This is a genomic window from Bradyrhizobium sp. Ken01 (assembly GCF_055807355.1).
Genome location: NZ_JBVVPC010000021.1, coordinates 49,153 through 75,731, shown reverse-complemented (window position 1 = coordinate 75,731; position 26,579 = coordinate 49,153). Strand labels below are relative to the sequence as shown.

36 protein-coding genes are annotated in these 26,579 nt (G+C 64.0%); 26 read left to right on the top strand and 10 right to left on the bottom strand.

Annotated elements, in window-relative coordinates:
* Positions 1-7: 7 nt before the first annotated feature.
* Entirely contained in the window at positions 8-907 is a 900-nt protein-coding gene (locus AC0L3S_RS20620; RefSeq protein WP_473280917.1) for a LysR family transcriptional regulator, read from the bottom strand.
* A 110-nt stretch (positions 908-1,017) separates the two neighbouring features.
* On the opposite strand from AC0L3S_RS20620, the gene AC0L3S_RS20615 reads away from it, so the two are divergent.
* The 8 genes from AC0L3S_RS20615 (at position 1,018) to AC0L3S_RS20580 (ending at position 7,245) form a co-directional block, all read left to right on the top strand.
* Complete coding sequence (locus AC0L3S_RS20615; protein WP_473257344.1) at positions 1,018-1,662, top strand: DsbA family protein; 645 nt, start codon at positions 1,018-1,020, stop codon at positions 1,660-1,662.
* A gap of 72 nt (positions 1,663-1,734) precedes the next feature.
* Complete coding sequence (locus AC0L3S_RS20610; RefSeq protein WP_473280915.1) at positions 1,735-2,631, top strand: MBL fold metallo-hydrolase; 897 nt, start codon at positions 1,735-1,737, stop codon at positions 2,629-2,631.
* A 1-nt stretch (position 2,632) separates the two neighbouring features.
* Entirely contained in the window at positions 2,633-3,037 is a 405-nt protein-coding gene (locus AC0L3S_RS20605) for a nuclear transport factor 2 family protein (protein WP_473280913.1), read from the top strand.
* A gap of 238 nt (positions 3,038-3,275) precedes the next feature.
* Positions 3,276-4,157, top strand: coding sequence for an AraC family transcriptional regulator (locus AC0L3S_RS20600; protein ID WP_473280911.1), 882 nt, complete (start codon positions 3,276-3,278; stop codon positions 4,155-4,157).
* 167 nt (positions 4,158-4,324) lie between these two features.
* On the top strand, positions 4,325-5,083 hold the full coding sequence (locus AC0L3S_RS20595) for an SDR family oxidoreductase (protein ID WP_473280991.1): 759 nt from the start codon (positions 4,325-4,327) through the stop codon (positions 5,081-5,083).
* 111 nt (positions 5,084-5,194) lie between these two features.
* Positions 5,195-6,454: a serine hydrolase domain-containing protein gene (locus AC0L3S_RS20590; RefSeq protein ID WP_473280909.1), complete on the top strand. Its 1,260-nt coding sequence runs from the start codon at positions 5,195-5,197 to the stop codon at positions 6,452-6,454.
* Positions 6,455-6,514: 60 nt separating this feature from the next.
* Positions 6,515-6,802 carry a hypothetical protein gene (locus AC0L3S_RS20585; RefSeq protein WP_473257328.1) on the top strand — a complete coding sequence of 96 codons (288 nt, stop codon included), beginning with the start codon at positions 6,515-6,517 and terminating at the stop codon, positions 6,800-6,802.
* Complete coding sequence (locus AC0L3S_RS20580) at positions 6,799-7,245, top strand: PIN domain-containing protein (RefSeq protein WP_473280907.1); 447 nt, start codon at positions 6,799-6,801, stop codon at positions 7,243-7,245. Before AC0L3S_RS20585 ends, AC0L3S_RS20580 begins: the two co-directional genes overlap by 4 nt.
* 3 nt (positions 7,246-7,248) lie before the next feature.
* Here AC0L3S_RS20580 and AC0L3S_RS20575 read toward each other — a convergent pair whose 3' ends face one another.
* Positions 7,249-8,799, bottom strand: a complete 1,551-nt coding sequence (locus tag AC0L3S_RS20575) for a carboxylesterase/lipase family protein (RefSeq protein ID WP_473280905.1) — start codon at positions 8,797-8,799, stop codon at positions 7,249-7,251.
* Between the two features lie 117 nt (positions 8,800-8,916).
* Here AC0L3S_RS20575 and AC0L3S_RS20570 point away from each other — a divergent pair, with 117 nt between their 5' ends.
* Genes AC0L3S_RS20570 through AC0L3S_RS20560 form a run of 3 tightly spaced genes read left to right on the top strand, consistent with a single transcriptional unit; the run spans position 8,917 to position 10,796 of the window.
* Entirely contained in the window at positions 8,917-9,714 is a 798-nt protein-coding gene (locus AC0L3S_RS20570) for an AraC family transcriptional regulator (RefSeq protein WP_473280903.1), read from the top strand.
* Between the two features lie 57 nt (positions 9,715-9,771).
* A complete protein-coding gene (locus AC0L3S_RS20565) occupies positions 9,772-10,434 on the top strand; it encodes an SRPBCC family protein (RefSeq protein WP_473257321.1) in 663 nt (220 codons plus the stop codon).
* Positions 10,434-10,796 (top strand): ArsR/SmtB family transcription factor, encoded by a 363-nt coding sequence (locus AC0L3S_RS20560; protein ID WP_007609182.1) that lies wholly within the window; start codon positions 10,434-10,436, stop codon positions 10,794-10,796. The genes AC0L3S_RS20565 and AC0L3S_RS20560 overlap by 1 nt, the downstream gene beginning before the upstream one ends.
* 31 nt (positions 10,797-10,827) lie before the next feature.
* Here AC0L3S_RS20560 and AC0L3S_RS20555 read toward each other — a convergent pair whose 3' ends face one another.
* The 3 genes from AC0L3S_RS20555 to AC0L3S_RS20545 form a co-directional block, all read right to left on the bottom strand.
* Positions 10,828-11,232: an MAPEG family protein gene (locus tag AC0L3S_RS20555; RefSeq protein WP_473280901.1), complete on the bottom strand. Its 405-nt coding sequence runs from the start codon at positions 11,230-11,232 to the stop codon at positions 10,828-10,830.
* Positions 11,233-11,257: 25 nt separating this feature from the next.
* Positions 11,258-11,671 carry a GFA family protein gene (locus tag AC0L3S_RS20550; protein WP_473280899.1) on the bottom strand — a complete coding sequence of 138 codons (414 nt, stop codon included), beginning with the start codon at positions 11,669-11,671 and terminating at the stop codon, positions 11,258-11,260.
* A 110-nt stretch (positions 11,672-11,781) separates the two neighbouring features.
* Positions 11,782-12,279: a peptide deformylase gene (locus AC0L3S_RS20545; protein ID WP_473280897.1), complete on the bottom strand. Its 498-nt coding sequence runs from the start codon at positions 12,277-12,279 to the stop codon at positions 11,782-11,784.
* A gap of 317 nt (positions 12,280-12,596) precedes the next feature.
* Here AC0L3S_RS20545 and AC0L3S_RS20540 point away from each other — a divergent pair, with 317 nt between their 5' ends.
* The gene (locus tag AC0L3S_RS20540; RefSeq protein WP_473257312.1) at positions 12,597-13,817 is read left to right on the top strand and encodes an MFS transporter; all 1,221 of its coding nucleotides are present in this window, start codon (positions 12,597-12,599) and stop codon (positions 13,815-13,817) included.
* Between the two features lie 22 nt (positions 13,818-13,839).
* On the opposite strand, the gene AC0L3S_RS20535 is transcribed toward AC0L3S_RS20540, so the two are convergent.
* The 3 genes from AC0L3S_RS20535 to AC0L3S_RS20525 all read right to left on the bottom strand — a co-directional run bounded on the left by AC0L3S_RS20535 (position 13,840) and on the right by AC0L3S_RS20525 (position 15,583).
* A complete protein-coding gene (locus AC0L3S_RS20535; RefSeq protein WP_473257310.1) occupies positions 13,840-14,226 on the bottom strand; it encodes an ester cyclase in 387 nt (128 codons plus the stop codon).
* Between the two features lie 57 nt (positions 14,227-14,283).
* The gene (locus tag AC0L3S_RS20530; RefSeq protein ID WP_473257307.1) at positions 14,284-15,156 is read right to left on the bottom strand and encodes a bifunctional helix-turn-helix transcriptional regulator/GNAT family N-acetyltransferase; all 873 of its coding nucleotides are present in this window, start codon (positions 15,154-15,156) and stop codon (positions 14,284-14,286) included.
* Between the two features lie 73 nt (positions 15,157-15,229).
* The gene (locus AC0L3S_RS20525) at positions 15,230-15,583 is read right to left on the bottom strand and encodes an MmcQ/YjbR family DNA-binding protein (RefSeq protein WP_473280895.1); all 354 of its coding nucleotides are present in this window, start codon (positions 15,581-15,583) and stop codon (positions 15,230-15,232) included.
* Positions 15,584-15,744: 161 nt separating this feature from the next.
* Between AC0L3S_RS20525 and AC0L3S_RS20520 the strand changes: the two genes are divergently transcribed.
* The 9 genes from AC0L3S_RS20520 to AC0L3S_RS20480 all read left to right on the top strand — a co-directional run bounded on the left by AC0L3S_RS20520 (position 15,745) and on the right by AC0L3S_RS20480 (position 20,983).
* Positions 15,745-16,092, top strand: coding sequence for a Lin0512 family protein (locus tag AC0L3S_RS20520; RefSeq protein WP_106943230.1), 348 nt, complete (start codon positions 15,745-15,747; stop codon positions 16,090-16,092).
* A gap of 4 nt (positions 16,093-16,096) precedes the next feature.
* Complete coding sequence (locus tag AC0L3S_RS20515) at positions 16,097-16,789, top strand: GNAT family N-acetyltransferase (protein ID WP_473280893.1); 693 nt, start codon at positions 16,097-16,099, stop codon at positions 16,787-16,789.
* 75 nt (positions 16,790-16,864) lie between these two features.
* Positions 16,865-18,049, top strand: coding sequence for a serine hydrolase domain-containing protein (locus AC0L3S_RS20510; RefSeq protein WP_473280891.1), 1,185 nt, complete (start codon positions 16,865-16,867; stop codon positions 18,047-18,049).
* 99 nt (positions 18,050-18,148) lie between these two features.
* Complete coding sequence (locus AC0L3S_RS20505; protein ID WP_027517471.1) at positions 18,149-18,358, top strand: YgaP family membrane protein; 210 nt, start codon at positions 18,149-18,151, stop codon at positions 18,356-18,358.
* Positions 18,355-18,876 carry an RNA polymerase sigma factor gene (locus AC0L3S_RS20500; RefSeq protein WP_473280889.1) on the top strand — a complete coding sequence of 174 codons (522 nt, stop codon included), beginning with the start codon at positions 18,355-18,357 and terminating at the stop codon, positions 18,874-18,876. The genes AC0L3S_RS20505 and AC0L3S_RS20500 overlap by 4 nt, the downstream gene beginning before the upstream one ends.
* Before the next feature lie 3 nt (positions 18,877-18,879).
* Positions 18,880-19,227, top strand: a complete 348-nt coding sequence (locus AC0L3S_RS20495) for a carboxymuconolactone decarboxylase family protein (protein WP_473257291.1) — start codon at positions 18,880-18,882, stop codon at positions 19,225-19,227.
* Between the two features lie 34 nt (positions 19,228-19,261).
* Positions 19,262-19,927, top strand: coding sequence for a DUF429 domain-containing protein (locus AC0L3S_RS20490; RefSeq protein ID WP_473257288.1), 666 nt, complete (start codon positions 19,262-19,264; stop codon positions 19,925-19,927).
* A gap of 114 nt (positions 19,928-20,041) precedes the next feature.
* Positions 20,042-20,185 (top strand): hypothetical protein, encoded by a 144-nt coding sequence (locus AC0L3S_RS20485; protein ID WP_007609210.1) that lies wholly within the window; start codon positions 20,042-20,044, stop codon positions 20,183-20,185.
* A gap of 93 nt (positions 20,186-20,278) precedes the next feature.
* A complete protein-coding gene (locus AC0L3S_RS20480; RefSeq protein ID WP_473280989.1) occupies positions 20,279-20,983 on the top strand; it encodes a glutathione S-transferase family protein in 705 nt (234 codons plus the stop codon).
* 18 nt (positions 20,984-21,001) lie between these two features.
* On the opposite strand, the gene AC0L3S_RS20475 is transcribed toward AC0L3S_RS20480, so the two are convergent.
* On the bottom strand, positions 21,002-21,373 hold the full coding sequence (locus AC0L3S_RS20475) for a tRNA-binding protein (RefSeq protein ID WP_456764689.1): 372 nt from the start codon (positions 21,371-21,373) through the stop codon (positions 21,002-21,004).
* Positions 21,374-21,478: 105 nt separating this feature from the next.
* Between AC0L3S_RS20475 and AC0L3S_RS20470 the strand changes: the two genes are divergently transcribed.
* Positions 21,479-21,832, top strand: coding sequence for an ArsC family reductase (locus AC0L3S_RS20470; RefSeq protein WP_456764688.1), 354 nt, complete (start codon positions 21,479-21,481; stop codon positions 21,830-21,832).
* A 40-nt stretch (positions 21,833-21,872) separates the two neighbouring features.
* Here the strand turns inward: AC0L3S_RS20470 and AC0L3S_RS20465 are convergent, their stop codons facing one another.
* The gene (locus tag AC0L3S_RS20465) at positions 21,873-22,556 is read right to left on the bottom strand and encodes a hypothetical protein (RefSeq protein WP_473280887.1); all 684 of its coding nucleotides are present in this window, start codon (positions 22,554-22,556) and stop codon (positions 21,873-21,875) included.
* Between the two features lie 335 nt (positions 22,557-22,891).
* Between AC0L3S_RS20465 and AC0L3S_RS20460 the strand changes: the two genes are divergently transcribed.
* From AC0L3S_RS20460 to AC0L3S_RS20445, 4 genes are all read left to right on the top strand, one after another.
* Complete coding sequence (locus AC0L3S_RS20460) at positions 22,892-23,647, top strand: ABC transporter ATP-binding protein (RefSeq protein WP_018459153.1); 756 nt, start codon at positions 22,892-22,894, stop codon at positions 23,645-23,647.
* The gene (locus AC0L3S_RS20455) at positions 23,640-24,386 is read left to right on the top strand and encodes an ABC transporter ATP-binding protein (RefSeq protein WP_007609233.1); all 747 of its coding nucleotides are present in this window, start codon (positions 23,640-23,642) and stop codon (positions 24,384-24,386) included. The genes AC0L3S_RS20460 and AC0L3S_RS20455 overlap by 8 nt, the downstream gene beginning before the upstream one ends.
* Positions 24,387-24,419: 33 nt before the next feature.
* Positions 24,420-25,643: an ABC transporter substrate-binding protein gene (locus tag AC0L3S_RS20450; RefSeq protein ID WP_473257279.1), complete on the top strand. Its 1,224-nt coding sequence runs from the start codon at positions 24,420-24,422 to the stop codon at positions 25,641-25,643.
* Positions 25,644-25,715: 72 nt separating this feature from the next.
* A complete protein-coding gene (locus AC0L3S_RS20445) occupies positions 25,716-26,579 on the top strand; it encodes a branched-chain amino acid ABC transporter permease (protein WP_027517483.1) in 864 nt (287 codons plus the stop codon).

Here is a 26,579-nt window from a genome sequence, read left to right as displayed (position 1 = left end):
GTGCGGCTCATTCGACCGAACCCGCCCGTCGCTGAGCCGCGATCAGCATCTCCACGAACGCCGTCACCTTGGGTGGGCGGAATCGAGCCGCCGGGTAGACCGTGTGGATGCCGCCGGATGGCAGTTGCCATTGCGGAAGGATGTGAATGAGGCGCCCGGCCGCGAGATCGTCGGCCACCAGGAAATCCGGCAGCACCGAAAGGCCCCCGCCGGCGAGCACCGCTGCGAGCACCCCCGGCGTCGTGTCGATCGCAATGCTCGCTTGCAGCCGCACGGCGCGTCGATCGAGATCGCCGCGCGAGAACTGCCATAGCAGCGGCTCGCGCAGCGCCATGTTGGCGATGAACGGCAGCGCCACGAGATCGTCGGGATCGCGCGCGGCGGCGATCCGATCCGCAAACGCGGGAGCGCCGACCAGAATTTGCCGGAACGCGCCTATCTTGCGCGCCTGCAGGCTGGAATCGACCAGCCATCCGACGCGGATCGCCATGTCGATCTGGCCTGAGGCGAGGTCGACCGTCTGATCTTCGAGCGTCAACTCCACGCGGCAGTTGGGATAGCGTGCCGCGTAGGCCGTGACGACGGCGACCACGACGGCGGTGCCGTAGTCGTTCGGCGCCGTGATCCGCAATGTGCCGGTCGGCGCGGCGGCCGCCTGCGCGAGCTCGTCGAAGGCATCCTCCGCTTCGCGCAAGATCATGACGCAGCGCGCATGAAACATGCGGCCCGCCTCGGTCGGATGGACCCGGCGCGTTGTGCGCACCAGAAGACTGGTGCCGAGATCGCGCTCCAGCTGCGCCACCTGCTGGCTCACCACGGCCTTGGTGATGCCGAGCCGCTCGGCGGCCCGCGTGAAGGATCCGGTGTCCACGACGGCTGCGAAATAGGCCAGTCGGTTCAGGTTCATTTGGTTCGTCCGGTCAGATCTATTGTCAGCCAATACCATACATTCTGTATATTTTGTTGATATTTATCTACCAATGCGCGCGTGCCACATTGCATTTCAAGGAGATCGCCATGTCCGCGCCCATTCATGTCACCTACCTGTTCGATCCGCTCTGCGGCTGGTGCTACGGCGCCGCCGCGCTGCTCGAACAGCTCGTGGCCCGACCAGATTTCGCGGTCCAACTTGCGCCGACAGGCCTGTTCGCCGGCGAGGGCGCCCGTCCGATGGACGACGGCTTTGCCGCTTATGCCTGGACCAACGACCAGCGGATTTCGCGCTTGAGCGGCCAGCCTTTCAGCGAAGCCTATCGCCGCGATGTGCTGGGCGACCGCACGCGCCTGTTCGATTCCGGCCCGGCAACACTGGCGCTCACGGCTGTTGCGCTCACGGCACCCGATCGGGAGTTCGCGGCGCTGAAGGCCTTCCAACTCGTCCGCTATGTCGGAGGCCGCGACAGCACGGACATGTCCGTGCTGTCGGACGTACTGCGCGCGATGAACTTGCCGCAGGTTGCCGCGCGTCTGGCAACGCCCGACGCCGCGTTGATCGCCGCGTATCGCGCGCGCCTCGAGGCTGCGCGTGCCGAGATGCGCCGGTTCGGCGCCAACGGCGTCCCGGCCCTCATCGTCGGGACGCGCCATGATCGCCGCCTCGTGCAAGCAAGCGCGCTGTTCGGCAGCCTCGACGTCCTTGTCGACGGACTGAAGGCGGCCTGAGCGCAGCGATCAACACAGACCGGACCATCCAGCTTTCATTTCGCGATCCCAGACCAGCACCAGGAGACCAGCATGCCGACAAGGAGAACCATCATGAAAACCACTCTCGCCGCAGGCGCTGCCGCCATCTTCGCACCCGCAGGCCTCGGCCATGCCGCCGGCGGGCTCGCCTGGAAGCATTTTCCCGCAGGACCGAACGGCTTCTTCCGGGCTCCCGTTCTGGTGTCCGGGCCGAGCGAAGCCGTGCTGATCGATGGCGGCTTCACGCTGTCAGATGGCAAGGCTGTCGCAGACGCCATCAAGGCAACCGGCAAGAAGCTCACCACCATCTATATCAGCCAGTCGGACCCGGATTACTATTTCAGCCTCGGCGCCATCAAGGCGGCGTTCCCGGAGGCCCGCGTGCTCGCGGCGCCCGCAACTGTGGCGGCCATTAACGCCAGCGTCGAAAAGAAGCTTGCCGTTTGGGGGCCGCAACTCAAGGCGAACGGCCCGCAGGTGCTCGCCGATGTGGTCATCCCCGAGGCGTTTGACGGCAAGACGCTCAGCGTGGACGGCGGGACCATCGAGATCGTCAGCGCGGACGGCCTGGTCAACCGGCGCTATCTGTTCGTTCCCTCGCTCAACGCGGTGTTCGGCGGCATGCTGATCTTCTCCGGCGTCCATGTCTGGATCGCCGACACGCCGACCAGGGAGCAGCGTGCCGCCTGGATCGCCAATCTCGAAAAGATCGCGGCGCGCAAGCCGGCGATCGTCGTCCCCGGCCATCTGTCGGTAGATGCAAAGACCGATCTGTCCGGTGTCGAGCACACCATCACCTACCTTAAGGCCTTCGACCAAGAGCTGGCCAAGGCCAAGGATTCCGCCGCGCTCAAGGCGGCGATGGAAGCGCGCTTCCCCGGCCTCGGCATGGGCGTTGCGCTCGACATCGGCGCCAAGGTCGCCACCGGCGAGATGAAGTGGGGCTGAGATGGGGGCGAACCTCGACCTGATCCGCGCCACCTATGAGGGATCGTCGTCGGAAGAGAACGGCCGCAACTTGCTGGCCGCTCTCGCTCCCGATGCCGCATGGACCGAAGCGGAAGGGTTTCCTTATGCGGGCACTTATGTCGGACCCGACGCGATTATATCAGGCGTGTTCCGACGTCTCGCCACCGAATGGACCGGCTATCGTGCCGACGTTCACACCTATCTGGAAGACGGCGATCGCGTCGCCGCCTTCGGCGTCTACTCCGGGACCTACAAGGCGACGGGCAAATCCATGCGCGCCAATTTCGCGCATCTCTATCTGGTGAAGGACGGCAAGATCGCCGGGATGACGCAATATGTCGACACCGCGATGGTGCAGAAGGCGCTGGAGACTGCTGGCCACTGACAGCCGGCTACGTCGGAATGTACGAGAAGGGAGCCCGCGACATGCGGGCTCCCTTTTTCCGTTTTGACGGCGGCCAGATCTTGATGAAGTTCGCCACGTCCGTTGCCGCCGTCTTGATCCTTGCGCAGGCGCCCATCACGCTAAAAATAGGGTCGACGGAATCCGTGCCAAACCGCAAGATCGGTCGAGCGTGTCATGGCCGTCAGCGACTAGATGGAGCCGCCACGGAGGAGGGACGATGAAGGCGGCGCTGCAGAACTATCAGGACCGGATGCGACGGGTGCTGGATCATATCGATCGGCATCTCGACGATGATCTGGATCTGGACACGGTGAGTGCTGTTGCGGCTTTCTCAAAATATCATTTCCACCGGCAGTTCTCGGCAACCTTCGGGTTATCAGTGCATCGCTATGTCCAGCTGGCCCGCATGAAGCGCGCTTCGCATCAACTGGCCTACATGGACGCCCTTGATGTCACGGAGATTGCGATGGATGCCGGTTACGACGCACCGGATGCCTTCGCCCGCGCCTTTCGGCAACGGTTCGGGCAATCGCCGTCGTCGTTCCGGAAGTCTCCCGACTGGGAGCCGTGGCTTGCGGCCTTAGGGCCTCTCGACAACGCCAGGAGCAAGCTCATGCAGAAAACGTTTACCACCGACGACGTGACGATCCGCGATGTGCCCCCTACGCCGGTCGCGATCATGGAGCATCGGGGAAGCCCTGAGACACTTGGTGACACGATCCGGCGGTTCATCGCGTGGCGCAGGGCCGCCGGCCTGCACCCCAGGACAAATCCCACCTTCACTGTTTGGCATTCCGAGGGGCGTCCGGCGCAGCAGGACGAATACAGCATCGACCTTTGTGTCGGGACCGACCAGCCGATCGCGGCGAACGGCGAAGCGATCAAGACCGGCGAGATCCCCGGCGGACGCTGCGCGGTGCTGCGCGTCGTCGGCTACACCGACAATCTGGAGCCTGCCGCGCTCTTTCTTTATCGTGACTGGCTTCCGGCCAGCGGCGAGGAAGCCCGCGACTTCCCGGTCTATTGCCAGCGGCTGAGCTTCTTCCCCGAGGTGCCGGAGCACGAGACCGTCGCGGACGTTTTCTTGCCGCTGAAGTAGCGTCCGCTGACGGCGCCTGTCGCTTCCGATCACGGAAACCGGCAGGCCGCCATTGGCGGATCAATACCGCCACGATGTGATCCCGCGTTCACCTCGGGAAACGGGTGGCCGCTCGCCGGTGCCTGATGTCTTGTTCGGCTCCTTTTCGACATCAGGAGAGTCTCACGGTGGAACTTGCAAACAAGACGATCATCATAACCGGCGCCAGCAGCGGTATCGGTGCTGCCGCAGCGTCGTTGTTCGCGTCCGAAGGCGCCAATGTGGTGCTCGGGGCGCGTCGCCCCGCCGAGCTGCAGGCCGTTGTTGCAAGCATCAAGAGCGCCGGAGGGCGCGCGACTTTTCTCGCGGGCGACGTTCGGGACAAGGGCTATGCAGCCCGCCTTGTCGCGCACGCCGTCACGACCTTCGGAAAACTTGACGGCGCTTTCGACAATGCCGGCATCCTCGGCGACATGATGCCGGTCCCCGAGATGAGCGTCGAAAACTGGACCGATGTGCTTGCGGTGAATCTCACCTCGGCGTTCCTCAGCGCGAAGGCGCAGATCCCGGCGCTGCGCAAGCAGGGCGGAGGTTCGATCGTTTTCACCTCGTCCTTCGTTGGCTTCAGCAACGGGGGCATGCCGGGAATGGCGGCGTACGCAGCCTCGAAGGCAGGACTGATCGGCCTGGCTCAATCACTGGGCGCCGAGCATGCGGCCGAAGGCATTCGCGTCAACGCGCTTCTGCCTGGAGGAACCATCACCCCGGCGGCAGGCGAGGGCAATCCAGACGCCCTGAATTTCATCGCCGGGCTTCACCCGATGAAGCGGATGGCCAGTCCCAAGGAGATCGCGCAGGCGGCCGTTTTTCTCCTGAGCGACCGGGCATCGTTCATGACGGGCAGCCCCATGACGGTTGACGGTGGCATGTCGGTCCGCCTGACGTGACGACGAACCCGCCAAGCGCGCGGCGACGGTCACCTCGGCGCAAACATTGGATGTTCGCCACGTATCTCCATGATACGAGACCCCGTCGTTCGCTTCCGGAGTTCAATATTGATGTCCGCCGCCACCGCCCCGAGTCAGTCGCCCGCGACCGCCGCCGAAACCGATCCCGAAACACTCGGTTGGATGAAGGGCTTCCCGCCTTCCCCCGACCGCACCATCAGCTTCCAGGATGGTTCGTTCCGCAGCTTCCCCGAGCTGCGCTGGGCCTGGAGCAACATCCGCCAGCTGGTGCCGACCGTGAATGTCTGGCGCGGGGCGGGGCCTGCGTCGGTGCTGCCGCGGCAAGACCATGACATCGGCGCGTCGGCCTCGACCACGATGGACGGCCGGCCCATGACCTTCGCGAAGATGCTAGAGGAGACCTACACCGACGGCATCGCCGTGCTGCATCGGGGCAAGCTGATCTATGAGCGCTATTTCGGCGCGTTGAAGCCGCACAAGCCGCATATCGCGATGTCGGTGACGAAGTCGTTCACGGGCGTGCTCGCCGGCATTCTGGTCGCCGAGGACAAGATCGACCCGCAGGCGCCCGTCACGGACTATGTGCCGGAGCTGAAGGCGAGCGCGTTCGGCGATGCGCGCATGCACGAGGTCATGGATATGACCACGGGGCTCGAATACACCGAAGTCTACACCGACAAGAACTCGCATGTGTGGGGACTGCGGCGCGCCAACGGCATGGCGCCGATTCCACCCGACTATGACGGTGCGACCACCATCTTCGAGTTTCTGATGGCGCAGAAGAAGCAGGGCGAGCACGGCAAGACCTTTGCCTACAAGACCGTCAACACAGACGTGCTGGCCTGGATCATCCGGCGCGTCAGCGGCATGAACTTGTCCGATCTGCTCTCCGAGCGCATCTGGCAGCCGATGGGCGCGGAGGAAGACGCGCATTACCACGTCGATCGCGTCGGCACCGAAAGCGGCGGCGGCGGCCTCTCCACCACCTTGCGCGATCTCGCCCGCTTCGGCGAGATCATGCGCAATCACGGCCGCTTCAACGGCCGGCAGATCGTGCCTTCATCTGTTGTCGAGGACATCGCGCGTGGCGGCGATCCCGAAAAATTCAAGCCCGCCGGTTACACCACGCTCCCCGGTGCGTCCTATCGCAATCAATGGTGGGTCACGCACAACGCCCACGGCGCCTATATGGCGCGCGGCGTTCACGGCCAGGGCATCTATATCGATCCCAAGGCCGAGATGGTGATCGCGCGCTACGCCTCGCACCCCGCAGCGGGCAATGCCGCCAACGACCCCATGACGCTGCCGGCCTACATGGCGTTGGCGAAGGAGCTGATGGCGGGCGAGTGAGGGCGCGGGTGCCTGTCGATCATCTTGCGAAGCATTACATATGGGTGTATGTAAGCCCCTATGGCGCACATCAGCATCCGCGATTTGCAAAAGATTTCAGGCGAGGCCATCGGTGCGTTGCCCGGCCCGACGCCTGTCAAATCGGGTGAGCGGACCGTAGGGCTGCTCATCCCCCTCAAGGCAGTCGATTCAGGCAAGCTCGCGGCGGTTCTGGCGCGGGCCGAGCGGTTCGCGAAGGGACGCGACGTGGCCGCGGACAACGCAGCGCTGGCTGAATTCGGTGACGTCGATCCGGTCGATTGGTCGGTCTCGGCCGTGAAGAAGCTCACGGCCAAGTCGAAGGCATGAGACGACCGTCAACCACGATCGTCATTGACGCAGCCATTCTGATTGCCGCCGTTCGAGGCCGAAGCTCCGGCGCGCTCCTGAAGGCTGCTGAAATGGCGATCCTGGTGACGACGGACCGCGTTGTCCAGGAAGCGCGTCGCCGTATCGCGCTTGGACTGCGGCGCCCGGAGCTGATCGAGCTGCTGGACGCGTTGGCTGAGCTGCTCACGATCGTTCCGGTAGCCGCATTGGAGCCTATGCTCGCCCGATGCGAAGAGACGCTTCGCGACGCCGTGGCAAGCCGCAATGGGTCCGAGCGCGACGCGCATGTGCTGGCGCTGGCCTGGAGCGTCGAGGCTGACGTTTGGACGACAGACCGCGACTTCGCCGGAACCGGTGTCGCGACATGGTCGACGCCGAACCTCATGCGCGCCTATGCGGATAGTGACGCGAAACCGGCCTGAGCCTTACGGCAGCTCCCGCCAGCGCATCGGCAAAATGCCGTCCCGTCTGAAACTGGCGAGGAAGCGGAAGCGGGCGGCTTGCGGATTGGGGCGGGCTTCGATCGGTGTGCCCAGGATATGCACGACGTCTGCTTCGTCATAGGCGGGCCAGGGTGGCAGGCCTGATCCGTTGGGATCGCCATGCGCTGCGAAATTCACCCAATAGGCCATCATGGTCCGCGCCAGCGCGCGGTCCTCTTCGGCCGGCGGTGCCGAGCTGCCGATCACCTGTTGCGGTGTCAGTGTGCCGAACACGAACGGGATTTCGGTGACATGCGAGGCGATCGGCGTGTAGTGCGAGGTATGGCTGAAGTGATAGCCGTAGACCGGCGCGCGTCCCCCGCGCCGATGCAGACGCAGCCACTGCCAGCATTGCTCGCCGACCACGATGCCGCCGGTGAGCGCGGACGCGGACGCCTTGGCCTCCGCGTCGGTTGCGGCGGGGTAGACCTTCACGAAATCGGCCATGCGCTCCCTGCCGAACATCGCCTCGGCCGCGGCGACAAAGGCTTGCGCCGATTGATCGGGAAGTGACTGCGAACGGAAAGGAAATTCCTCGGTGGCATTCCAGCCCGCCAGCAGCGGGATGTGCATCTGTTCGCCGCGCAGGAAGCGCCGCGCGGGCACGTCAGGCACGACATGACCATCGATGCTCGGCGAGAAGGCCGTCACGACCGGGCTGGTCCTGAAACTCCATGGCGCGGCTGCATTCAACCGATCGGCCGGCATGCTGCGCAAAGCTGCGACCGACCCGTTGCCCTGCTGCCGGGCAAAAGCCAGACCACGCGCGCGGGCTTCTTCAAAGCCCTGGAGTGGGCCGTGCTTGCCGTCCCAGAACGCGCCGCTCTGTCCAATGGCCTTGTGAAACAGTCCGTGCGCGAGCGGCGAGGCCATCAAGATGCCGATGGCCATGGCGCCGGCGGATTCGCCGAACAGGGTGACGTTGCCGGGGTCGCCGCCAAAGCCGGCGATGTTGGCCTTGACCCAGCGCAGCGCCGCCAGTTGATCCTGCAGGCCGTAATTGCCTGACGGCGCCCCCGCATCGAGCTCGGGATGAGCCAAGAAGCCGAGGATGCCGAGGCGGTAGTTGAAGCTGACGACGACGACACCTTTCACTGCTAGCGCGTTGCCATCGGTTGCAGGATTGGCCGAGGAGCCGAACTGAAAGCCGCCGCCGTGAATCCACGCCATCACGGGCCGCTTCTCATCCGCGCGCTTCGCCGCGGTCCAGACGTTGAGATAGAGGCAATCCTCGTCGCGCGGTCCCGGCCGCTGGTCGTTTTCGAGCGCCGACAGACAGCCCGCGCCGAACAAGCGCGCATCGCGCACGCCCTCCCAGGGCGTCGGCGGCTGCGGTGCGCACCAACGCAGAGGCCCGACCGGTGGCGCGGCATACGGAATGCCTTTGAACGCGATCACGCCGCTTGCATCGCGCGGGCCGCCACGCACGGAGCCTGCTTGCGTGCGGACCCCGCGTTCCAGCTCGGCTGCTGTCGCACTGGTGAAACCATGCATGGTCGTTTCTCCTGATCGCAGAGCGTGCCCGACCACCGCCGGGAGACAGCAGCCTATCGACATTCCTTTCCGCTCGATTTAGATATTCTGCCAATCGATTGCTAAAAACCGGCAAGCATGCGGCAGCCGCTCCGTTTTCCATGGCCTGATCTCGACGTCGATGATGTCTCCGCACCCGTTATCGCGGTGCGCGTTGACGTGATCGGGACCAAGGGCGAGGTGCCCGATCACAGGCACCGCAAGGGGCAACTTGTCTTTGCGCTGGGAGGCGCCGTGACGTGCCGCGTTCCCACCGGCCTGTGGATGGTGCCGCCGCATTGCGCGGTTTGGGTGCCCGGGGGCCTGCAGCACAGCAACCTCGCGACAGAAAATGCCCGGCTGTTCTTCGTCTATATCGAGCCTGACGCCGTGGACCTGCCGAATCGATGCTGCACGCTCTCGATCTCCCCGCTGCTGCGTGAAGTGATCGTCGAATTGTCTGATCAGATCGCGGATGACAAGGCGAGGGTGAACCTTCTGGCGAGCGTCCTTCTGCGCGAGCTTCCCCGCATGCCGGTTCAGCAGCTTCATCTGCCGCTCTCGCCCGAGCCGCGGTTGAAGAAGATTGCCGCGGCGCTGGCAAAAAACCCTTCCGATCGCAGGACGCTGGCCGAATGGGCCGCTCGCGTCGCGCTGAGCGAGAGCAGCCTCGCGCGTCTCGTTGTCCGCGAGACGGGCTTAAGCTTCGGGCGCTGGCGCCAGCAATTGCACCTGATCGTCGCCTTGCGCGAGCTGACCTCCGGCGCGAGCGTGCAGCAGGTGTCCGCCGATCTCGGTTATGACTCCGTCGCGGCCTTCATCACCATGTTCAAGAAGGCGCTCGGGAAACCGCCGGGCAAATATCTGAGCGGCATCTCGCCAGAATATAAGAGTTGACTTATATTAGTATAGATCGATATTCATCCTTGCACGAAACGACAGGGAGCAAGTGCTATGGAGATCGACGTGGTCAGGGTATTGGGGCTGGTTACGCGTTCGGTGAGGAATTTCGAGAAGGACGGGAAAGCGGCCAGTGCGGTGACACTGACGCGGCTTTACGAGACCAGCGTCGACGATCTCTGGGACGCAGTGACCAGCGAGCAACGCATTCCGCGCTGGTTCTTGCCGGTCGAGGGAGATCTCCGGCTCGGCGGAAAGTACCAGCTCAAGGGGAATGCAGGCGGGACCATCACGGCATGTACGCCGCCGACCCATTTTGCGGCGACGTGGGAATTCGGCGGCGCGATGAGCTGGATCGACGTCAAGCTGACGACAGAACGAAGCCAGGCGCGGCTGACGCTTGAGCACACCGCGATGATCGAGGATCATTGGAATCAGTTCGGTCCAGGGGCAGTCGGGATCGGTTGGGATCTCGCCATTGCGGGGCTGGAGCGATATGTTGCGACCGGGGCATCGGTCGACCATGAGACGGCCGAGGCGTGGATGGGCTCTCCCGCGGGCAAGGAATTCATGACGAGTAGCGGCGAGTATTGGCGCGCAGCGCATGTCGCAAGCGGCGTGGATCCTGCCTCCGCGAAACAGCGGTCGGACCGCACCATCGCTTTCTATCGCGGCGAGACGCCGCCCGACGTGGCGCATCCGGGCACAGGAAGCTGATGCAAATCTTCGAGGTCCTCGCCGACCCTGTCCGCCGTCGCATCCTCGAGCTGCTTGCGCCCGGCGAGATGGCGTCCGGTGAGGTCGTCGAAGTGATCGGAGCGGAGTTCGGGATCACGCAGGCAGCCGTGTCGCAGCACCTCAAGGTGCTGCGCGAGAGCGGCTTCGCGACCGTTCGGGCGGAGGCGCAACGACGGCTCTATTCGGTCGATGCTGCGGGGCTCCAAGCGGTGGATGCATGGGTCGGCCAGTTCCGCAATTTCTGGGAGCCGAAGCTGGACGCCCTGGCGACGGAAATCGCACGCGGCAAACGCGAGCGTCGCAACGCGCCAATGACCAAGCGGAGCGGGAAGCGGGCGTGATGGCGTCGCGGCAAAGTCGCATCGCGCCGCTTCAGTGAGGCACGAAAGGCGCCGCCAAAACAGCAAGCATACCAAAGCTGGCGATATTCCAGAACAGCGAGCGGACGAGCGGTATGCCGGATAGGTAAAGCGCGGTGTAGGCGATGCGTCCGCCAAGATAGGCGATCGATCCCCAATAAGTCAGCTCGTTGTGAACGCCTGCGGAGTGAGAGATGAGGATCGCGGCGGCAAAGAATGGAAACGTCTCCATGTAGTTGCGGAAATTTCGGTTGAGCCGGCCGGGGATGGCCTTGAGCGGCGGCATCTCGGTGTCGCGCGGGCTCGCAGCCCATCTGAGGCCGTACTGCAGGTTCGCGGCTTGCGCGGCGGCGACAAGCTGTACGAAGCCCCAGACGATCGCGGCGGCCAGCATCGATAGCTCGAAGCTCATCGCCATTGGCTGTCCCCCAAGCTGCAAGAAATCAGCGCGATCCCGGGTGCCATTCCGGGAGTTTGGGAATCTCGGGATCGAGGTGGTCCCAGGCATATCCGCGCGAGCAGAACAGCACGACGGACGGTTTGAACGTGCTGGCATCGTCCAGCGTGCCGACATGGATGCCGATGAACTCCGGCTTCTCGTCCGGCTTGTTGTAGATCGGCGAGCCGCAGCTCGGACAGAATCCCTTGCGCTTGACTGCGCCGCTGTCGGCAGTGCGCTCGATTTCGCGCACCTCGCCTGTCACCGAGACTGCGCTGCGCGCGAACACGAAGATGGAGCTGTGGCCGCTGCCGGTGTCGCGCTGACAGTCGCTGCACTGGCATTGGAAGCCGCGGATCGGCGCGGACGCAATGGTGTAACAAACCGCGCCGCAGGCGCAACGACCTGAATATGTCATTCGTCTCCCTCCCGACGGGGCCGACCGTTCCAATCATATCAGGCTCGTTTGACTTCTCCACATCGAACAGCCGGCGCGATTTCACACGAGTCCGATCTTCGCCGGCACGCTCACCCGCGCGACATCTTGTCGAACTTTTTCACCAGCCGCTCCCGCTTCAGCCGCGACAGCCGCTGGATCCAGAACATCCCATCGAGCTGGTCGATCTCGTGCTGGTGGCAGACGGCACGCAAGGCTTCCGATTCTTCAGTGTGCATCTCGCCGTCGAGATCCTGATAGTTGATCCGCACGCGGGCGTGGCGCTGGATGTCGTCGTTGACGCCGGGCATCGAGACGCTGCCTTCGCGATGCAGGATCATCTCGGGTGAGGCCCATTCGATCTCCGGATTGACATAGGTCTGCGCACCTTCCTTGGCGTCGAGCTCGAGCACGACGACGCGCAAGGGCACGCCGATATGCGGAGCCGTGATGCCGATGCCGGGCGCGGCGCGCATGGTCTCGAGCAGATCCGTTGCGAGCTCGCGAAGCGCATTGTCGAACGCGGTGACGGGGTGGGCCGGCAACGTGAGGCGGCGGTCGGGATAGCGGACGATCGGGCGAATGGTCATGCAGGCTCCTGGCCGGAACCCTTGCGGGCGAGGAGACGGCTAGTCGGCTGCGCAAGGGAAGACGATCAAGAGCGGCGGGATGATGCCATGATGCAGGTGTTTTGCCCGACGAGTCAAACGGCGAGTCTTTCTTCGCACTGCAAAGAGCTGCGCTGTAAGTCCTTGATCCCAAAGCGCCCGGCTACTGTGCATGGGGTTGTTTTCGCTTTTTTTGTTTGGCAGGTCACAAATGCGTGCCGCAAAAACTTGCGTCGGCCTGTCGGCCCACCATGTTCCCATTCGTCTTCCACCCAGACAGACCTGACGGGAGACCAAAAATGAACTCTTCCTCCTATCGCTGGGTGATCGTCGCCGCGGGCGGCTTGCTCGGCTGCGTCGCCATCGGCGGCATGTTTTCGCTGCCGGTGTTCCTGCAGCCGATCGCAAAGGATACCGGCTGGTCCGTGACCGGCATCTCCAGCGCGATGACGATCGGCTTTCTGGCGATGGCCTGCACCAGCATGGCCTGGGGGACGCTGACGGACCGGTTCGGGCCGCGGCTGGTGGTGCTGACGGGATCGACGGTGCTGACCGTGAGCCTGTTCGCGGCGAGCCACGCCACTTCGCTGCTTGCGTTTCAGTTCGTCTTCGGCCTTCTGGTCGGGGCGTCCTGTGCCGCGATCTTCGCGCCGATGATGGCGACCGTGACCGGCTGGTTCGACACCCATCGCAGCCTCGCGGTCTCGCTGGTGTCGGCCGGCATGGGCATGGCGCCGATGACGATGGCGCCGCTCGCGGCCTGGCTCGTCTCCGGACATGACTGGCGCACCTCGATGCAGATCGTGGCGCTGGTGGTCGGCGCCATCATGATCCCGGTCTCATTCCTGGTGCGCCGCCCGCCGGCGCTCGCACACGCCTTGGCCGCGCCTGCGGGCGAGGGCGCCGTGCAAGGTGAGATGTCGATGGGAGAGGCATTGCGCTCGCCGCAATTCCTGATCCTGCTCGCGACCAATTTCTTCTGCTGCGCCACCCATTCCGGCCCGATCATTCACACCGTCTCTTATGCCGTGAGCTGCGGCATCCCGCTGGTCGCGGCGGTGACGATCTACAGCATCGAGGGTTTTGCCGGCCTCGGCGGGCGCATCGCCTTCGGTCTGATGGGTGACCGCTTCGGCGCCAAGCGCGTGCTCGTCTCGGGCCTGCTGTTGCAGGCGTTCGGCGCACTCGGTTATGTCTTCGCGCACCAGCTCACGACATTCTATGCGGTCGGGGCCGTCTTCGGCTTCATCTATGCCGGCACCATGCCGCTCTACGCCGTGCTGATCCGCGAAAACTTTCCGCTCAAGATGATGGGCACGGTGATCGGCGGCACCGCCATGGCGGGCAGTCTCGGCATGGCCACGGGCCCGCTCGCCGGCGGCCTGATCTACGATGCGTTCTCGAGCTACGCCTGGCTCTATATCGCCTCCTGGGCGATGGGCCTCGGGGCCTTCCTGATGGCGATGAATTTCAGGCCGTTCCCGAAGCCGCGAGCGGAGTTGGCGCCGGCGGCGGCGTAAGCAGGTTCATCGAGGCGCAGCGCTAGAGCTGCGCCTCGATCGCGGGCTTGTCGATGATGGACCACACGTGCCGTATTTTTCGGTCGTGAAATTGATAGAATACGTTTTCGCAGAAGGATACGCGCCTGCCGTTCACATCCAGCCCCAGAAACGTTCCAGCCGGCGTGCAGTCGAACTTCAGCCGGGAGGCAATGTGGGGCGGATCGCAGACCAGCAGCTCGATGTTGAAATGCAAATCCGGAATTGAGCGAAAATCCTGCTCCAGCATGGCACGATAGCCGGACAGTCCGAACTGTCGCGCATTGTGGGCGACGTCATCGTGAACGAACTGTCCGAGCGCGGGCCAATCCTGCCGGTTCAGGCAGGCGATGTAGTCGCGGTAGATGTCGGCGAGGTCGGACCTGGTCATGGCGTTGCTCCTGCGGCTCCGGCCATAACGCGGCAACGGGGCGATCGGCGCCCGCGCTCACAGACGTTTTTCGAAGAAGAGGTCCGGGTAGGGGTCGTCATTGAAGCGGGGGATCTCGCTCCAGCCGCTGCGTCGGTAGAGCTGGCCGGCCTCCGCCAGGGCGCTGTTGGTATCGAGCCGCAGCAGCTTGATGCCGAGCCCGCGCGCGGCATCCTCGGTCGCGTCCATCAGGCGCCGGCCGAGCCGCAATCCGCGCGCCGCCGGTGCGACCCACAGCCGCTTGATCTCGGCATAGCCGTGATCCGTGCCCTTCAGCCCGACGCAGCCAATCGGCAGCGTGTCCGAGATCGCGACGATGAACGTGCCGCGCGGGCGGCGCATGTCCTTGGCGTCAGGATCGCGCGACAGCGAGACGTCGAACCCCTGCTTGAAGCGGCGGCCGAGCTCGCCATAATATTCGCCGAGGCAATAACGGGCCTGTTCGCTCCGCGGATCCATCTCATCCAGCGTGACGCGGTCGCGCGTCAATGCGGAAGCAATCAAATCCATCGCCGCCAGCAGCGCCTCGCGTTGCGAGTGCTGGGCGAGGAAGCCCTCGGCCTGCGTGTTCGACAGCGCCTCATAGGCCGCGAACTCTCGCCGGCCCGCACGTGTCAACGTCGCGACGCGGCGGCGCGCATCGTCCTCATGCGCATTGGTCTCGACCAGCCCTTCGTCCTCGAGGCTGCGCAGCAGGCGGCTCATCAGGCCGGAATCGAGGCCGAGATAGTCGCGAATCTCGGCCACGTCCGAACGTCCGTGCCCGATCGCGTTGAGCACGCGCGCTGCCCCCAGCGGCCGCCCGCGTCCCAGGAATGACGTGTCGAGGGCGCCGACAGCGGACGTGACGGCGCGATTGAAGCGGCGGACGCGTGGAACAGGGTCGAGCATGATGTCTGACTTTAGTCAGGCATATCGTCGATGTCAATCAGCGCAGGCTTTCGCTTCACCGGCGAACTGCGCTTCAATCCAGGCCCAGCGCCTTGCGGGATTTCCGCGTGAGTTTTGCCGCGACCATCGCGTGCGCCTGCGCCAGATAGGCCGTGAGCTCGGCGTCCGGCAGCGCGTTGTTGCCGACGAGCTGCACCCATTTGGCGCGCGCCAGATACGGCGCCGGCCGCGCAAGGCCGTGCTCGATCAGCATGGCATAAGCCATGTTCGAGACTTTGAACATGTAGCCGCCGGAGCGCGCGGCAAAGCCGCCGCCGAGTGCGAACATCTTGCCGCCGACCTTGAACACCGAGGTGCCCTCCCACTGCACCACCTTGGTGACGGCGGGCAGGCGCAGGCAGCGGGTTTCGAAAGTTCTGGGAGTCATCGCTTGAGCGATAGCACAGCGCACGCGGCTTGCAACGCCGCAACGATGGAGCGCCACGGCGTGCCGCGCCGCGTCCGGGATAAGAGGGGACGACCCCACTTGTATCGTGCCGTCCGAATCCCCACACTCCCCACCATTCAATCAGTCACAGGAATAAGAACATGGCTCGCGTTCGCTGTATCACCGAGATGGGCATGGGCGTCGACGTCCATGGCAGGGACGCCACCAAGGCGGCGAAGCGTGCCGTCTCTGATGCCATCAGGCATTCGAGCCTCGGCTTCTTCCGGATGATCGACAAGACTGCGAACGACATGTTCGTGGACGTCACGATCGCGGTGCCGAATCCCGAAGCCGTCGACAAGGACGCGGTCGCGAAGGAGTTGCCTTACGGCACTGTCACCGTCAACGCGGTGAAGGGCGGGCTGGAGATTCCGTCGGCCCCCGAACAGGGCAACGACCCCATCCTCATCGCCAATGCCGCCGTCATCGTCAGCTTCGATAAGGACTAGGCCGGTGTCCGACCGTGACGAGACGCTGCTGGATCGCCCGATCTGGAGCGCGCTGACGACCAGCCACAAACATCTGGCCGAAGGTGGCCCGCGAGCATTGCGCTACCCGGTGGACGTAACGCCCTTTGCCGACATGGTCGACATGTCCGAGGCGAGCTTTGCTGCGCTCCGTGATCTCCTGTCGGGCGCGCAGGTCGCCGCACTGTTCACACCGGAGGCCGTCGACGTTCCCGCCGGGTTCAAGGTCGTGGTGGCCGGACCCTGCGAGCAGATGATCGGCTCTCCGGCCGACAGCCCGCTTCGCGATGCCGAGATCGTTCGGCTGGGGGTGGCCGACGTTCCCGCCATGATGGCTCTGACGGAGTTGACCAAGCCCGGTCCATTCGCGCGGCGCACCCACGAACTCGGGACGTTCCTCGGCATCCGTGCCGGCGGCGAATTGGTCGCGATGGCCGGCGAGCGCATGAAGCCGGGAAATTTCGTCGAGATGACGGCCGTCTGCGTCCACCCCGACCATCGCGGGCGGGGCTACGCGCAGGCGCTGCTGGCGGCGGTCGCACGCCAGATCGAGGCGCGCGGCGAAATTCCGTTCCTGCACGTGTTCTCGAGCAACTCATCGGCCATCGCGCTGTACCAGCGGCAGGGAATGCGGATTCGGCGCAGCCTGCACGTCACTGCGTTCATGAAGCAGGAATGAGCCGCGCCGTCCGGTCAGGCTTCTCATCCGGCGAATTCACGCTATATCGATCCCAACCATCATTGGGGGAAGCACATGGACGCCAGAACACCTGATTTTTCCGCCACGCGGACGGCAATGCAGCGTTACGTCGATCAGGAGATCATTCCCGGTGCATCCTGGGCGGTGCTGCGGGGCCGCCAGGTCGTCGATCAGCAGTGCGTCGGTTTTGCGGATCGCGAGGCGAGCACCGCGCTGCGGCCCGATCACATTTTTCGCGCGTTTTCCAACACCAAGATCTTCGTCACCTGCGCGATCATGCTGCTGGTCGAGGAAGGCCGCATCGGGCTCGAGGACGTTGTCGAGAAATTCCTGCCGCAACTCGGCAATCGCAAGGTTCTGAAGCCGGGCGCTTTGAGCCTTGCCGACGTCGAGCCGGCGAAAAGCCCGATCACGATCCGGCAGCTTCTGACCCATACCTCCGGCCTCAGCTACGGCATCTTCGATCCCGGTACGGTGCTGTTCAAAGGCTATAACGAGGCGCGCGTTCTCAATCCGTTGACGCCGCTGACCGACATGATCGACCAGCTCGCCGATCTGCCGCTGTCCTTTCATCCCGGCGCGTCCTGGGAATATTCGGTGGCGACCGACGTGCTCGGGCGTGTCGTGGAGGTCGTCTCCGGCAAGCCGCTCGACGCCGTCCTCAAGGCGCGCATCTTCGAGCCGCTCGGCATGACCGACACCGGCTTCCACGTGCCGGACGCGCAGCAGGGCAGGCTGGTCGCGCTCTACAACGGCACGGATGTGCTCGATCCCATGAAGCCCGGCCTCGCCCGGGCCGACGACCTGCCTTATCCGCAGGCCTATCGGCGGCAATTCCCGCGGCTGTCGGGCGGCGGCGGACTGGTCTCGACCTTGCCCGACATGCTTGCTCTGGTCCGCGCGCTGCTCCCGGGCTCGGATGCGCTGCTGAAGCCGGAGACGCTGCGGCTGATGATGACGAACCAGCTGCCCGCCGGCGAGAACATCCGCTTCGCCAATCTCGGCCCGATCCCCGGCAAGGGTTTTGGCCTCGGCGGCGCCGTCACCTTCGCGCCGATGCCGTTCGATCCTCCGAATTCGACCGGCGAATTCCAGTGGGGCGGCCTTGCCGGCACCCATTGGTGGATCTGCCCGCAGGCCAATACCGCCGGTGTGCTGATGACGCAGCGCTACATGGGCTTCTGGAATCCGTTCTTCTTCGAATTCAAGCGGCTGGCCTATCAGGCCGTCGGAGGCTGATCGCGAAAAAAAACTGCATGTTGCCGCGAATCCTTTCTAGTCGTCGCGCCCTCTCTTGACGGTCGAGGCATTTTGCTTCGGCTTATGTCGGAGGATGTGATGGCATTTTACAGGAAGAACATCGGGGGCCTGCATCAGGCCGTGCGGATCGCCTTGGGCGTCGCGGTGGCCGTCGCGGCATTCGTATATCTTACCGGCGCCGCGGCTTGGCTGGTTGCGCTCGGCGGCGCCGGCTTCGCGCTGACCGGCCTCGTCGGCTATTGTCCGATGTGTGCGATGGCCGGCATCGGAAGGGGAGGCGTGTCGTGAGCGCCACCGTGATCTCGCCGGACCTGTTCGAGGCCGCGCGCCTCGGCGATCCCCAGGCGATCGCGTCTCTGCTCGAGACGGCGCAGCCGAACATCCGCCGCTATGCCCGCGCCACCTGTCGCAGCTCGGCGGATGCCGAGGATGCGACGCAGGAGGCGCTATGGATCCTGTTTCGCCATGTCGGCACGATCCGCTCGTGGCTGGCGTTTTCGGCCTGGCTGTTCAGTGTGGTCCGCCGCGAATGCCTGCGGCTCGCCCGCAAGGCAGGCCTCGCGTCGGCGATCGACGACGGAGAGGCGGAGGCGCTGCTGCTGTCGCGTCCTGAAGCCGATTTGCGGCTCGACGTCGCGGCGGCCTTCGAGGCACTGCCGCCGCACTACCGCGATGTCGCGCTGATGCGCGACGTCAAGGAAATGACCATCGAGGAAATCGCCGTCGCACTCGGTGTGACCCGGCAGGCCGTGAAGGCCCGCTTGCATCGCGCCCGCGCCCTGATGCGCGAATATCTGACGAGGTGAGCCATGGCCTGTTATCAAAGCCCTGACGATCTGAAATCCATCCCGGCCTTCGTGGCGCTCGCGCCGGTCGAGGCCAACGCGTTCCTTGCGTTCAACCACGCCGTCGAGCGCAAGGATGGATTGATCCCGCCAAAATATCGCGAGCTGATCTCGCTCGCCGTCGCGCTCACCACGCAGTGCGCCTATTGCGTCGACGTGCACACGGCGCAAGCGGCGAAAGCCGGTGTAACGCGCGAAGAAATCGCGGAAGCCGCGCTGATTGCGGCGGCGGTTCGCGCCGGCGGCACGCTCGGCCACGCGTTGCTGGCGCAGCGCCTGTTCGAGCGGCACCGGGGCGAGGAACTGCGATAGGGGAGCGGGCGGATGTCCGTCAGGGATCAGGAATTTGCCAAACTATCTCGGCCTTGACGGATTTCGCTCCGGCTGGGTCGCCGCCTGGATCGACGAGCGCGGCGATCACGGCTTCGATTATTCGCCGGGTCTCGCGCGGCTGCTCGCGCTGCCGCATGCGCGCGCGATGATCGACATGCCGATCGGATTGAAATGGAGCGGATACCGCATCTGTGATTTGCGCGCACGCGAGCTGGTCGGTCCCGCCGTGTTTCTCGGCGCACGCCGCGATCTCTGGACGTTCTCCGATATGGCGGCAGCCAATCGCCACTACTGGGAGTGCGAGGGCAAGGGCAGGGGCGTGTCGGCGCAGCTCTGGAACATCAGGGACAAGATCAGGGACGTCGACGAGATCATGACGCCGACGCGGCAGGCGACCATCGGCGAAGCGCATCCGGAATTGATTTTTTGGAATCTGGCTGGGCGGGCCCGGCTTGCAAAGAAGACATCGGCGGAGGGCCGCGAGCAGCGCATCGCACTCCTGGAGCAGCGCGGCTTCGCGCGTTTGCCGAAATGGCTGACTCAACGGCACGGCACCGGCATCGGCCGCGACGACCTCATCGACGCCTGTGGCTGCGCGATCGCGGCGCGCGACAGCACGCAGCGGTTCGGCGGTGAGGAGACCGACCCGCGGGGCTTGCGGATGGAGATCAATTATTGAGGCCGTCGGGGTGCGAGGGATCGGGAAAAAGCTGCAATTTATTTGAAGCTTGCAGGAACAGACGATGGCCGGCCCGCGTTCCTCGTGCGAACCGAACACGGAGAAGCTCGTCCGATGAGGGATGCCAGTCAATTCGCGACCGCGATGCTTGCGCTCGTGTTCACCGGAGCACTGCTCGTCACCGGCCAACTTTTCATCGAACAACGCGCACAGCGCGACGTGATGCACGCCACCAACCATTTGCTGCGGCCGTTGTGACCTGTGCGGGAAAATGATCTGACCACTCGACCTTGCGTCGTTCGTCCGCTTGCCTAAACTAGGCGGCATCTCATGAACGAAGCCGGGGTCCTGATGTCCGATCTGTCCGCCTTTCCCGTCACCGAGCGCTGGCCGGCCAAGCACCCGGAGCTGCTCCAGCTCTATTCGCTGCCGACGCCGAACGGCGTCAAGGTCTCGATCATGCTGGAAGAGATCGGGCTTCCCTACGAGGTCCATCTCGTCGATTTCGGCAAGGACGACCAGAAGACGCCGGAATTTCTCTCGCTCAATCCGAACGGCAAGATCCCGGCGATCCTCGATCCCAATGGTCCCGGCGGCAGGCCGCTGCCGCTGTTCGAATCCGGGGCGATCCTGCAATACCTCGCGGAGAAGACCGACAAGCTGCTGCCGCAGGATCCCGCGCGCCGCTACCAGACCCTCCAGTGGCTGCATTTCCAGATGGGTGGGATCGGGCCGATGTTCGGCCAGGTCGGCTTTTTCCACAAATTCGCCGGCAAGGACTTCGAGGACAAGCGGCCGCTCGAGCGCTACGTGGGCGAGGCCAAGCGGCTGCTCGGGGTGATGGAGATGCATCTTGCCGGCCGGCAATGGTTCATGGACGACGACTACACCATCGCCGACATCTCCGTGCTCGGCTGGGTGCGCAACCTCATCGGCTTCTACGGCGCCGGCGATCTCGTCGAGTTCAGCCAGTTCAAATCCCTCGCCGCCTGGCTCGAACGCGGGCTGGCGCGTCCGGCGGTCGAGCGCGGGCTGAACATTCCGAAGCGGCCGTAAGGTCGAAGCGGCTTGAGGCTAGAACAGCCGTCCGCCGTTTGGCACAGGCTTGCTTGGCTGCACCAGAACGACCTTGCCGTCGGCATCGGGGAAACCGAGGGTCAGCACCTCCGAGACAACAGGGCCGATCTGGCGCGGCGGGAAATTCACGACCGCAGCAACCTGTTGGCCCACCAGCGTTTCAAGCGGATGGTTCTCGGTGATCTGCGCAGAGCTCTTGCGCACGCCGATCGCGGGGCCGAAGTCGATCCACAGCCGCCAAGCCGGCTTGCGCGCCTCCGGGAACGGCTTTGCATCGACGATGGTGCCGACGCGGATATCGACCGCGAGAAAAGTGTCGAAGTCGATGGTCGGCGACGCAGTCGCGCCTGGATCGTGGGTGACGTGCATGGAGTGTCCATTCCAAGAGATGGCATCGTTCGCAATATTGTCGCGCGAACCGGAGTTGCGTACAACGCCTTGGGATCACGACACGACGGATGCGCGAGGAACGTTTTGCCCAACATCATCTACGGCATCAAGAACTGCGACACCATGAAGAAGGCACGCGCCTGGCTCGACACCCATGGTGTCGCCTACACGTTCCACGACTACAAGGCGACGGGGGTGGATAAGGACAAGCTCAAGCAGTGGAGCGACAAGGTCGGTTGGGAGACGCTGCTCAATCGCGCCGGAACGACCTTCAAGAAGCTGCCCGATGCCGACAAGGAAGGCCTTTCGGAGAAAAAGGCGCAGGCGTTGATGCTAGCGCAACCATCGATGATCAAGAGACCGGTGCTTGAAGTTGGCGGCAAGCTGCTGGTCGGCTTCAAGCCGGACGTCTATGCCAAGGAAGTCACGACCAAGTAAGTCACGACCAAGGAAGCCGCCGCCAAATCGCGCTGACCCGCTAGTTCAGCTCGATGATCTCGGTGGGAACACCGGAGCCCTGCTGGTCCGCGAACTCGACCAACTCGGCCGGCGCGATGCGGCCGGGGGTGCGGTGGAACAGGTCGCGGTCGATCACCGCGCGCAACCTCGGGCGCGGCAGCGCGTCATTTCCGCGCATCAGATTCTTGATCTCGAAGCCGCCGTCCTCGCAGAAGGTCTTGAGCGACGCGATGATGTGACAGACCTCGCCGTCAGTCTGGAACGGCAGCAGCAGGCGCTCATAGGCGACGATACGGCCGTAGATGTCATCGACGTCGGCAACGCTGTAGACAGGCAGCCCGCGCGCCACGCATTCATGATAGACCGGCATCACCAGGGGCGCGAGACGCGGTCCGATATAGTCGTCGAGCAGAGCGCCCTTGCCGGTGTGTCCATAGGCGCGCGAGATGCGCGTACCTTCGCTCTGGATGGTCAGACGCGGTGTCGGCGTCGAAATGTCCACCGTATAGTAGATCAGATCGGAGAGCTCTTCCTCGAGCCGCGCAGGCTGGTACTCCCAGATCGCCGGGGCCGTCTGCTCGCGCGCATAGAGCCGCAGCCACGTGTTCAGGAGATCACGCTGCCTGATCGACTTGACCACGGAAGGAGCGGCGCTTGCAAAATCCAAGACTATATTCCCGACGAATAGAAATTCCGGACGCATGAAACCCGCGCATGATCCTCGCCGCGGGAAAATTTTCCATGAAGGCTGGCGCATGGAACGAAAGACCGTTAACGACGGCTTGATGACCGGCGCTTTGCGAACCGGGAGGCCGGGCAGGCGCGACATCAAAACACGTCCGACTAAGGGAGCATAAGTCTCCCGGCCGGAGGCCTGACCTGCTCAGCTTTCCGCCTTGCCTAACCCCCGTCACCTCCGGCATATTCCGCGCCCGGAGGCGGCGTTCCGGATGGGCTTCAGGGAGTGGCTCCAAGGCCTCCGGAAAGCCGAAGCAACAAGGATAGCCACGCGCGTTGTGCGGGCAGGGGGAAAACTGTTTGGCCGATGAGTTCATTCTCGAAACGGAAGGCTTGACCAAGGAGTTCGCGGGCTTCTTCGCCGTCCGCGACGTTGCGCTCAAGGTTCGCCGTGGGAGCATTCACGCATTGATCGGCCCGAACGGTGCCGGCAAGACGACGTGCTTCAATCTTTTGACCAAGTTCCTCAAACCGTCTGCCGGAAAAATCCTGTACAAGGGGCAGGACATTACCGCGATGGCGCCCGCCGACGTGGCCCGCCTGGGGCTGGTTCGCTCGTTCCAGATTTCGGCGGTATTTCCCCATCTCACCGCGCTGGAAAACGTTCGCGTCGCGCTTCAGCGCCAGCACGGCAGCTCCTTCGATTTCTGGCGCTCCAAATCCGTGCTCAACCAGTTCAACGATCGCGCGCGCGAGCTGTTGAACGATGTCGGCCTCAGCGAGTTTTCCAATACGCCCGCGGTCGAGATGCCCTACGGGCGCAAGCGCGCACTGGAGATCGCAACCACGCTCGCGCTCGACCCCGAGATGATGCTGCTGGACGAGCCGATGGCCGGCATGGGCCACGAGGACATCGACAAGATCGCGGCGCTGATCAAGCGCATCTCCGCGAAATACACCATCCTGATGGTCGAGCATAATCTGAGCGTCGTGGCCAATCTCTCCGACATCATCACCGTGTTGACGCGCGGGCAGGTGCTCGCGCAGGGCCATTACAGCGAGCTCACCAAGGACGAACGCGTCAAGGAAGCCTATCTGGGAGCCGGTCATGGCTGAGACTGCAACGGCGGAAGCTCCCGCAAAGGCCGCGAGCGGCGGCAACCTCCTCCAGGTCCGCAACCTGGAAGCCTGGTACGGCGAGTCCCACATCCTGCACGGGATCAACTTCGACGTGAACGCGGGCGAGGTCGTCACCCTGCTCGGGCGCAACGGCGCCGGCAAGACCACCACGCTGAAGTCGATCATGGGCATCATCGGCAAGCGCACCGGCTCGGTGAAGTTCAACAACCAGGACATCATCCGTACGACCTCGGACAAGATCGCGCGGATGGGAATCGCGTTCTGCCCGGAAGAGCGGGGAATTTTCGCCAGCCTCGACGTGCGGGAGAACCTGCTGTTGCCGCCGGTGGTGCGTCCCGGCGGATTGCCGCTCGAGCAGATCTTCGATCTGTTTCCGAACCTGAAGGAACGGCTCAACAGCCAGGGGACCAAGCTCTCCGGCGGCGAGCAGCAGATGCTCGCGATCGCGCGCATCCTGCGCACCGGCGCGAATTTCCTGATGCTGGACGAGCCGACCGAGGGTCTCGCGCCCGTCATCATCCAGCAGATCGGCCACACCATTGCGCGGCTCAAGAAAGAGGGTTTTACGATCCTCCTGGTCGAGCAGAACTTCCGGTTCGCATCCACCGTCGCCGACCGCTATTACGTGGTCGAGCACGGCAAGATCATTGACGGATTTTCCAATGCGGAGCTTGCCGCCAACATGGACAAGCTCCACACCTATCTCGGTGTCTAGAACTGCCAACAAAAAGATTCGTAGGGAAGTAGCATGATGACAAAGTCGATTGCGTCGTTTCTGCTCGGCACGGCGCTGGCCGTGACCGCCGCCGGTGCAGCCTTCGCGCAGGACAAGACCGTCAAGATCGGCGCGCTGTCCGATCAGTCCGGGCTCTATGCCGATCTCGGCGGACCGGGCTCGACGCTCGCCGCGCAGATGGCCATTGAAGATTCCGGCCTGGCCGCGAAGGGCTGGAAGATCGACATCATCTCTGGTGATCACCAGAACAAGCCCGACATCGGCACCGCGATCGCGCGGCAATGGTTCGACGTCGACAAGGTTGACCTCATCGTCGACGTACCGAACTCCGGCGTGGCGCTCGCGGTCAACAACGTCGTCAAGGAAAAGAACGGCGTCTATATCAACTCGGGTGCTGCGACTTCGGACCTCACCAACGCGCAGTGCTCGCCCAACACGGTGCACTGGACCTACGACACCTACATGCTGGCCCACACCACCGGCCAGGCTCTGGTGAAGGCCGGTGGCGACACCTGGTTCTTCCTGACCGCCGACTACGCCTTCGGCGCGGCGCTGGAGCGCGACACCACCGCGGTCATCACCGCCAACGGCGGCAAGGTGGTCGGCGGCGTCAAGCACCCGCTGAACACGCCGGACTTCTCGTCCTTCCTGCTGCAGGCGCAGGCCTCCAAGGCCAAGATCATCGGCCTTGCCAATGCCGGCGGCGACACCACCAACACGATCAAGCAGGCGGCCGAGTTCGGCATCGTCAAGGGCGGCCAGAAGCTCGCGGCGCTACTGCTGTTCCTCACCGACGTCAAGGCGATCGGGCTCGAGACCGCTCAGGGCCTCAACTTCACCGAGACCTTCTACTGGGACATGAATGACCAGACCCGGGCGTTCTCGAAGCGCTTCGCCGAGAAGATGAAGAACAATGCGCCGCCCACCATGGTGCAGGCCGGCGTCTATGCGGGCGTGCGTCACTATTTCAAGGCACTGGAAGCGCTCGGCGGCAACCCGCATGACGGCGCCAAGGTCGTCGAGAAGATGAAGTCGATGCCGACGGAAGACGATCTGTTCGGCAAGGGCGAGATCCAGCCCAACGGCCGCACCATCCACAATGCCTATCTGTTCGAGGTGAAGAAGCCGTCCGAGTCCAAGGGACCGTGGGACTTCTACAAGCTGGTCGGCACGGTGCCGGGCGACCAGGCCTTCACGCCGCTGTCCGAGAGCAAGTGCGCGCTGTTGAAGAAGTAAGCTAACCGCCCGCAGGCCATCAGGCCTGCGGGCGACTTTCAGGGAACGCCGAAGGGACCGGGTGCGGGATCGATGCAGGCTCTTTACGCTCAGCTACTGGTGGGACTGATCAACGGCTCGTTCTACGCGCTGCTCAGTCTCGGGCTTGCCGTGATCTTCGGCATGCTCAACATCATCAATTTCGCCCACGGTGCGCTCTACATGATGGGCGCGTTCGTCGCCTACTTCCTGCTGAACATCGGCGGCATCAACTACTGGTGGGCGTTGCTGCTCGCGCCGATCATCGTCGGCATCTTCGGCATGATCCTGGAACGGACCATGCTGCAATGGCTGACGGGGCTCGACCATCTCTACGGCCTGCTCCTGACCTTCGGCATTGCGCTGATCGTGCAGGGCGTGTTCCAGAACTATTTCGGCTCCTCTGGCATGCCTTACGCCATTCCGGACCAGCTCAAGGGCGGCATGAATCTCGGCTTCATGTTCCTGCCTATCTATCGCGGCTGGGTCGTCATCTTCTCGCTGATCGTGTGTATTGCGACCTGGTTCCTGATCGAGAAGACGCGGCTCGGCGCCTATTTGCGTGCCGCGACTGAAAACCCCACGTTGGTGCGCGCCTTCGGCGTCAACGTGCCGCGCATGATCACGCTGACCTATGGTTTGGGTGTCGGCCTGGCCGCGCTTGCCGGCGTGCTGTCGGCGCCGATCAACCAGGTGCGGCCGCTGATGGGCGCCGACCTCATCATCGTGGTGTTCGCGGTGGTCGTGATCGGCGGCATGGGATCGATCATGGGCTCCATCATCACCGGCTTTGCGCTCGGTGTGATCGAGGGCATGACCAAGTATTTCTACCCCGAGGCCTCCAACACCGTCGTGTTCGTGCTGATGGTGCTGGTGCTCTTGGTGAAGCCAACGGGATTGACGGGAAGGGCGGCCTGA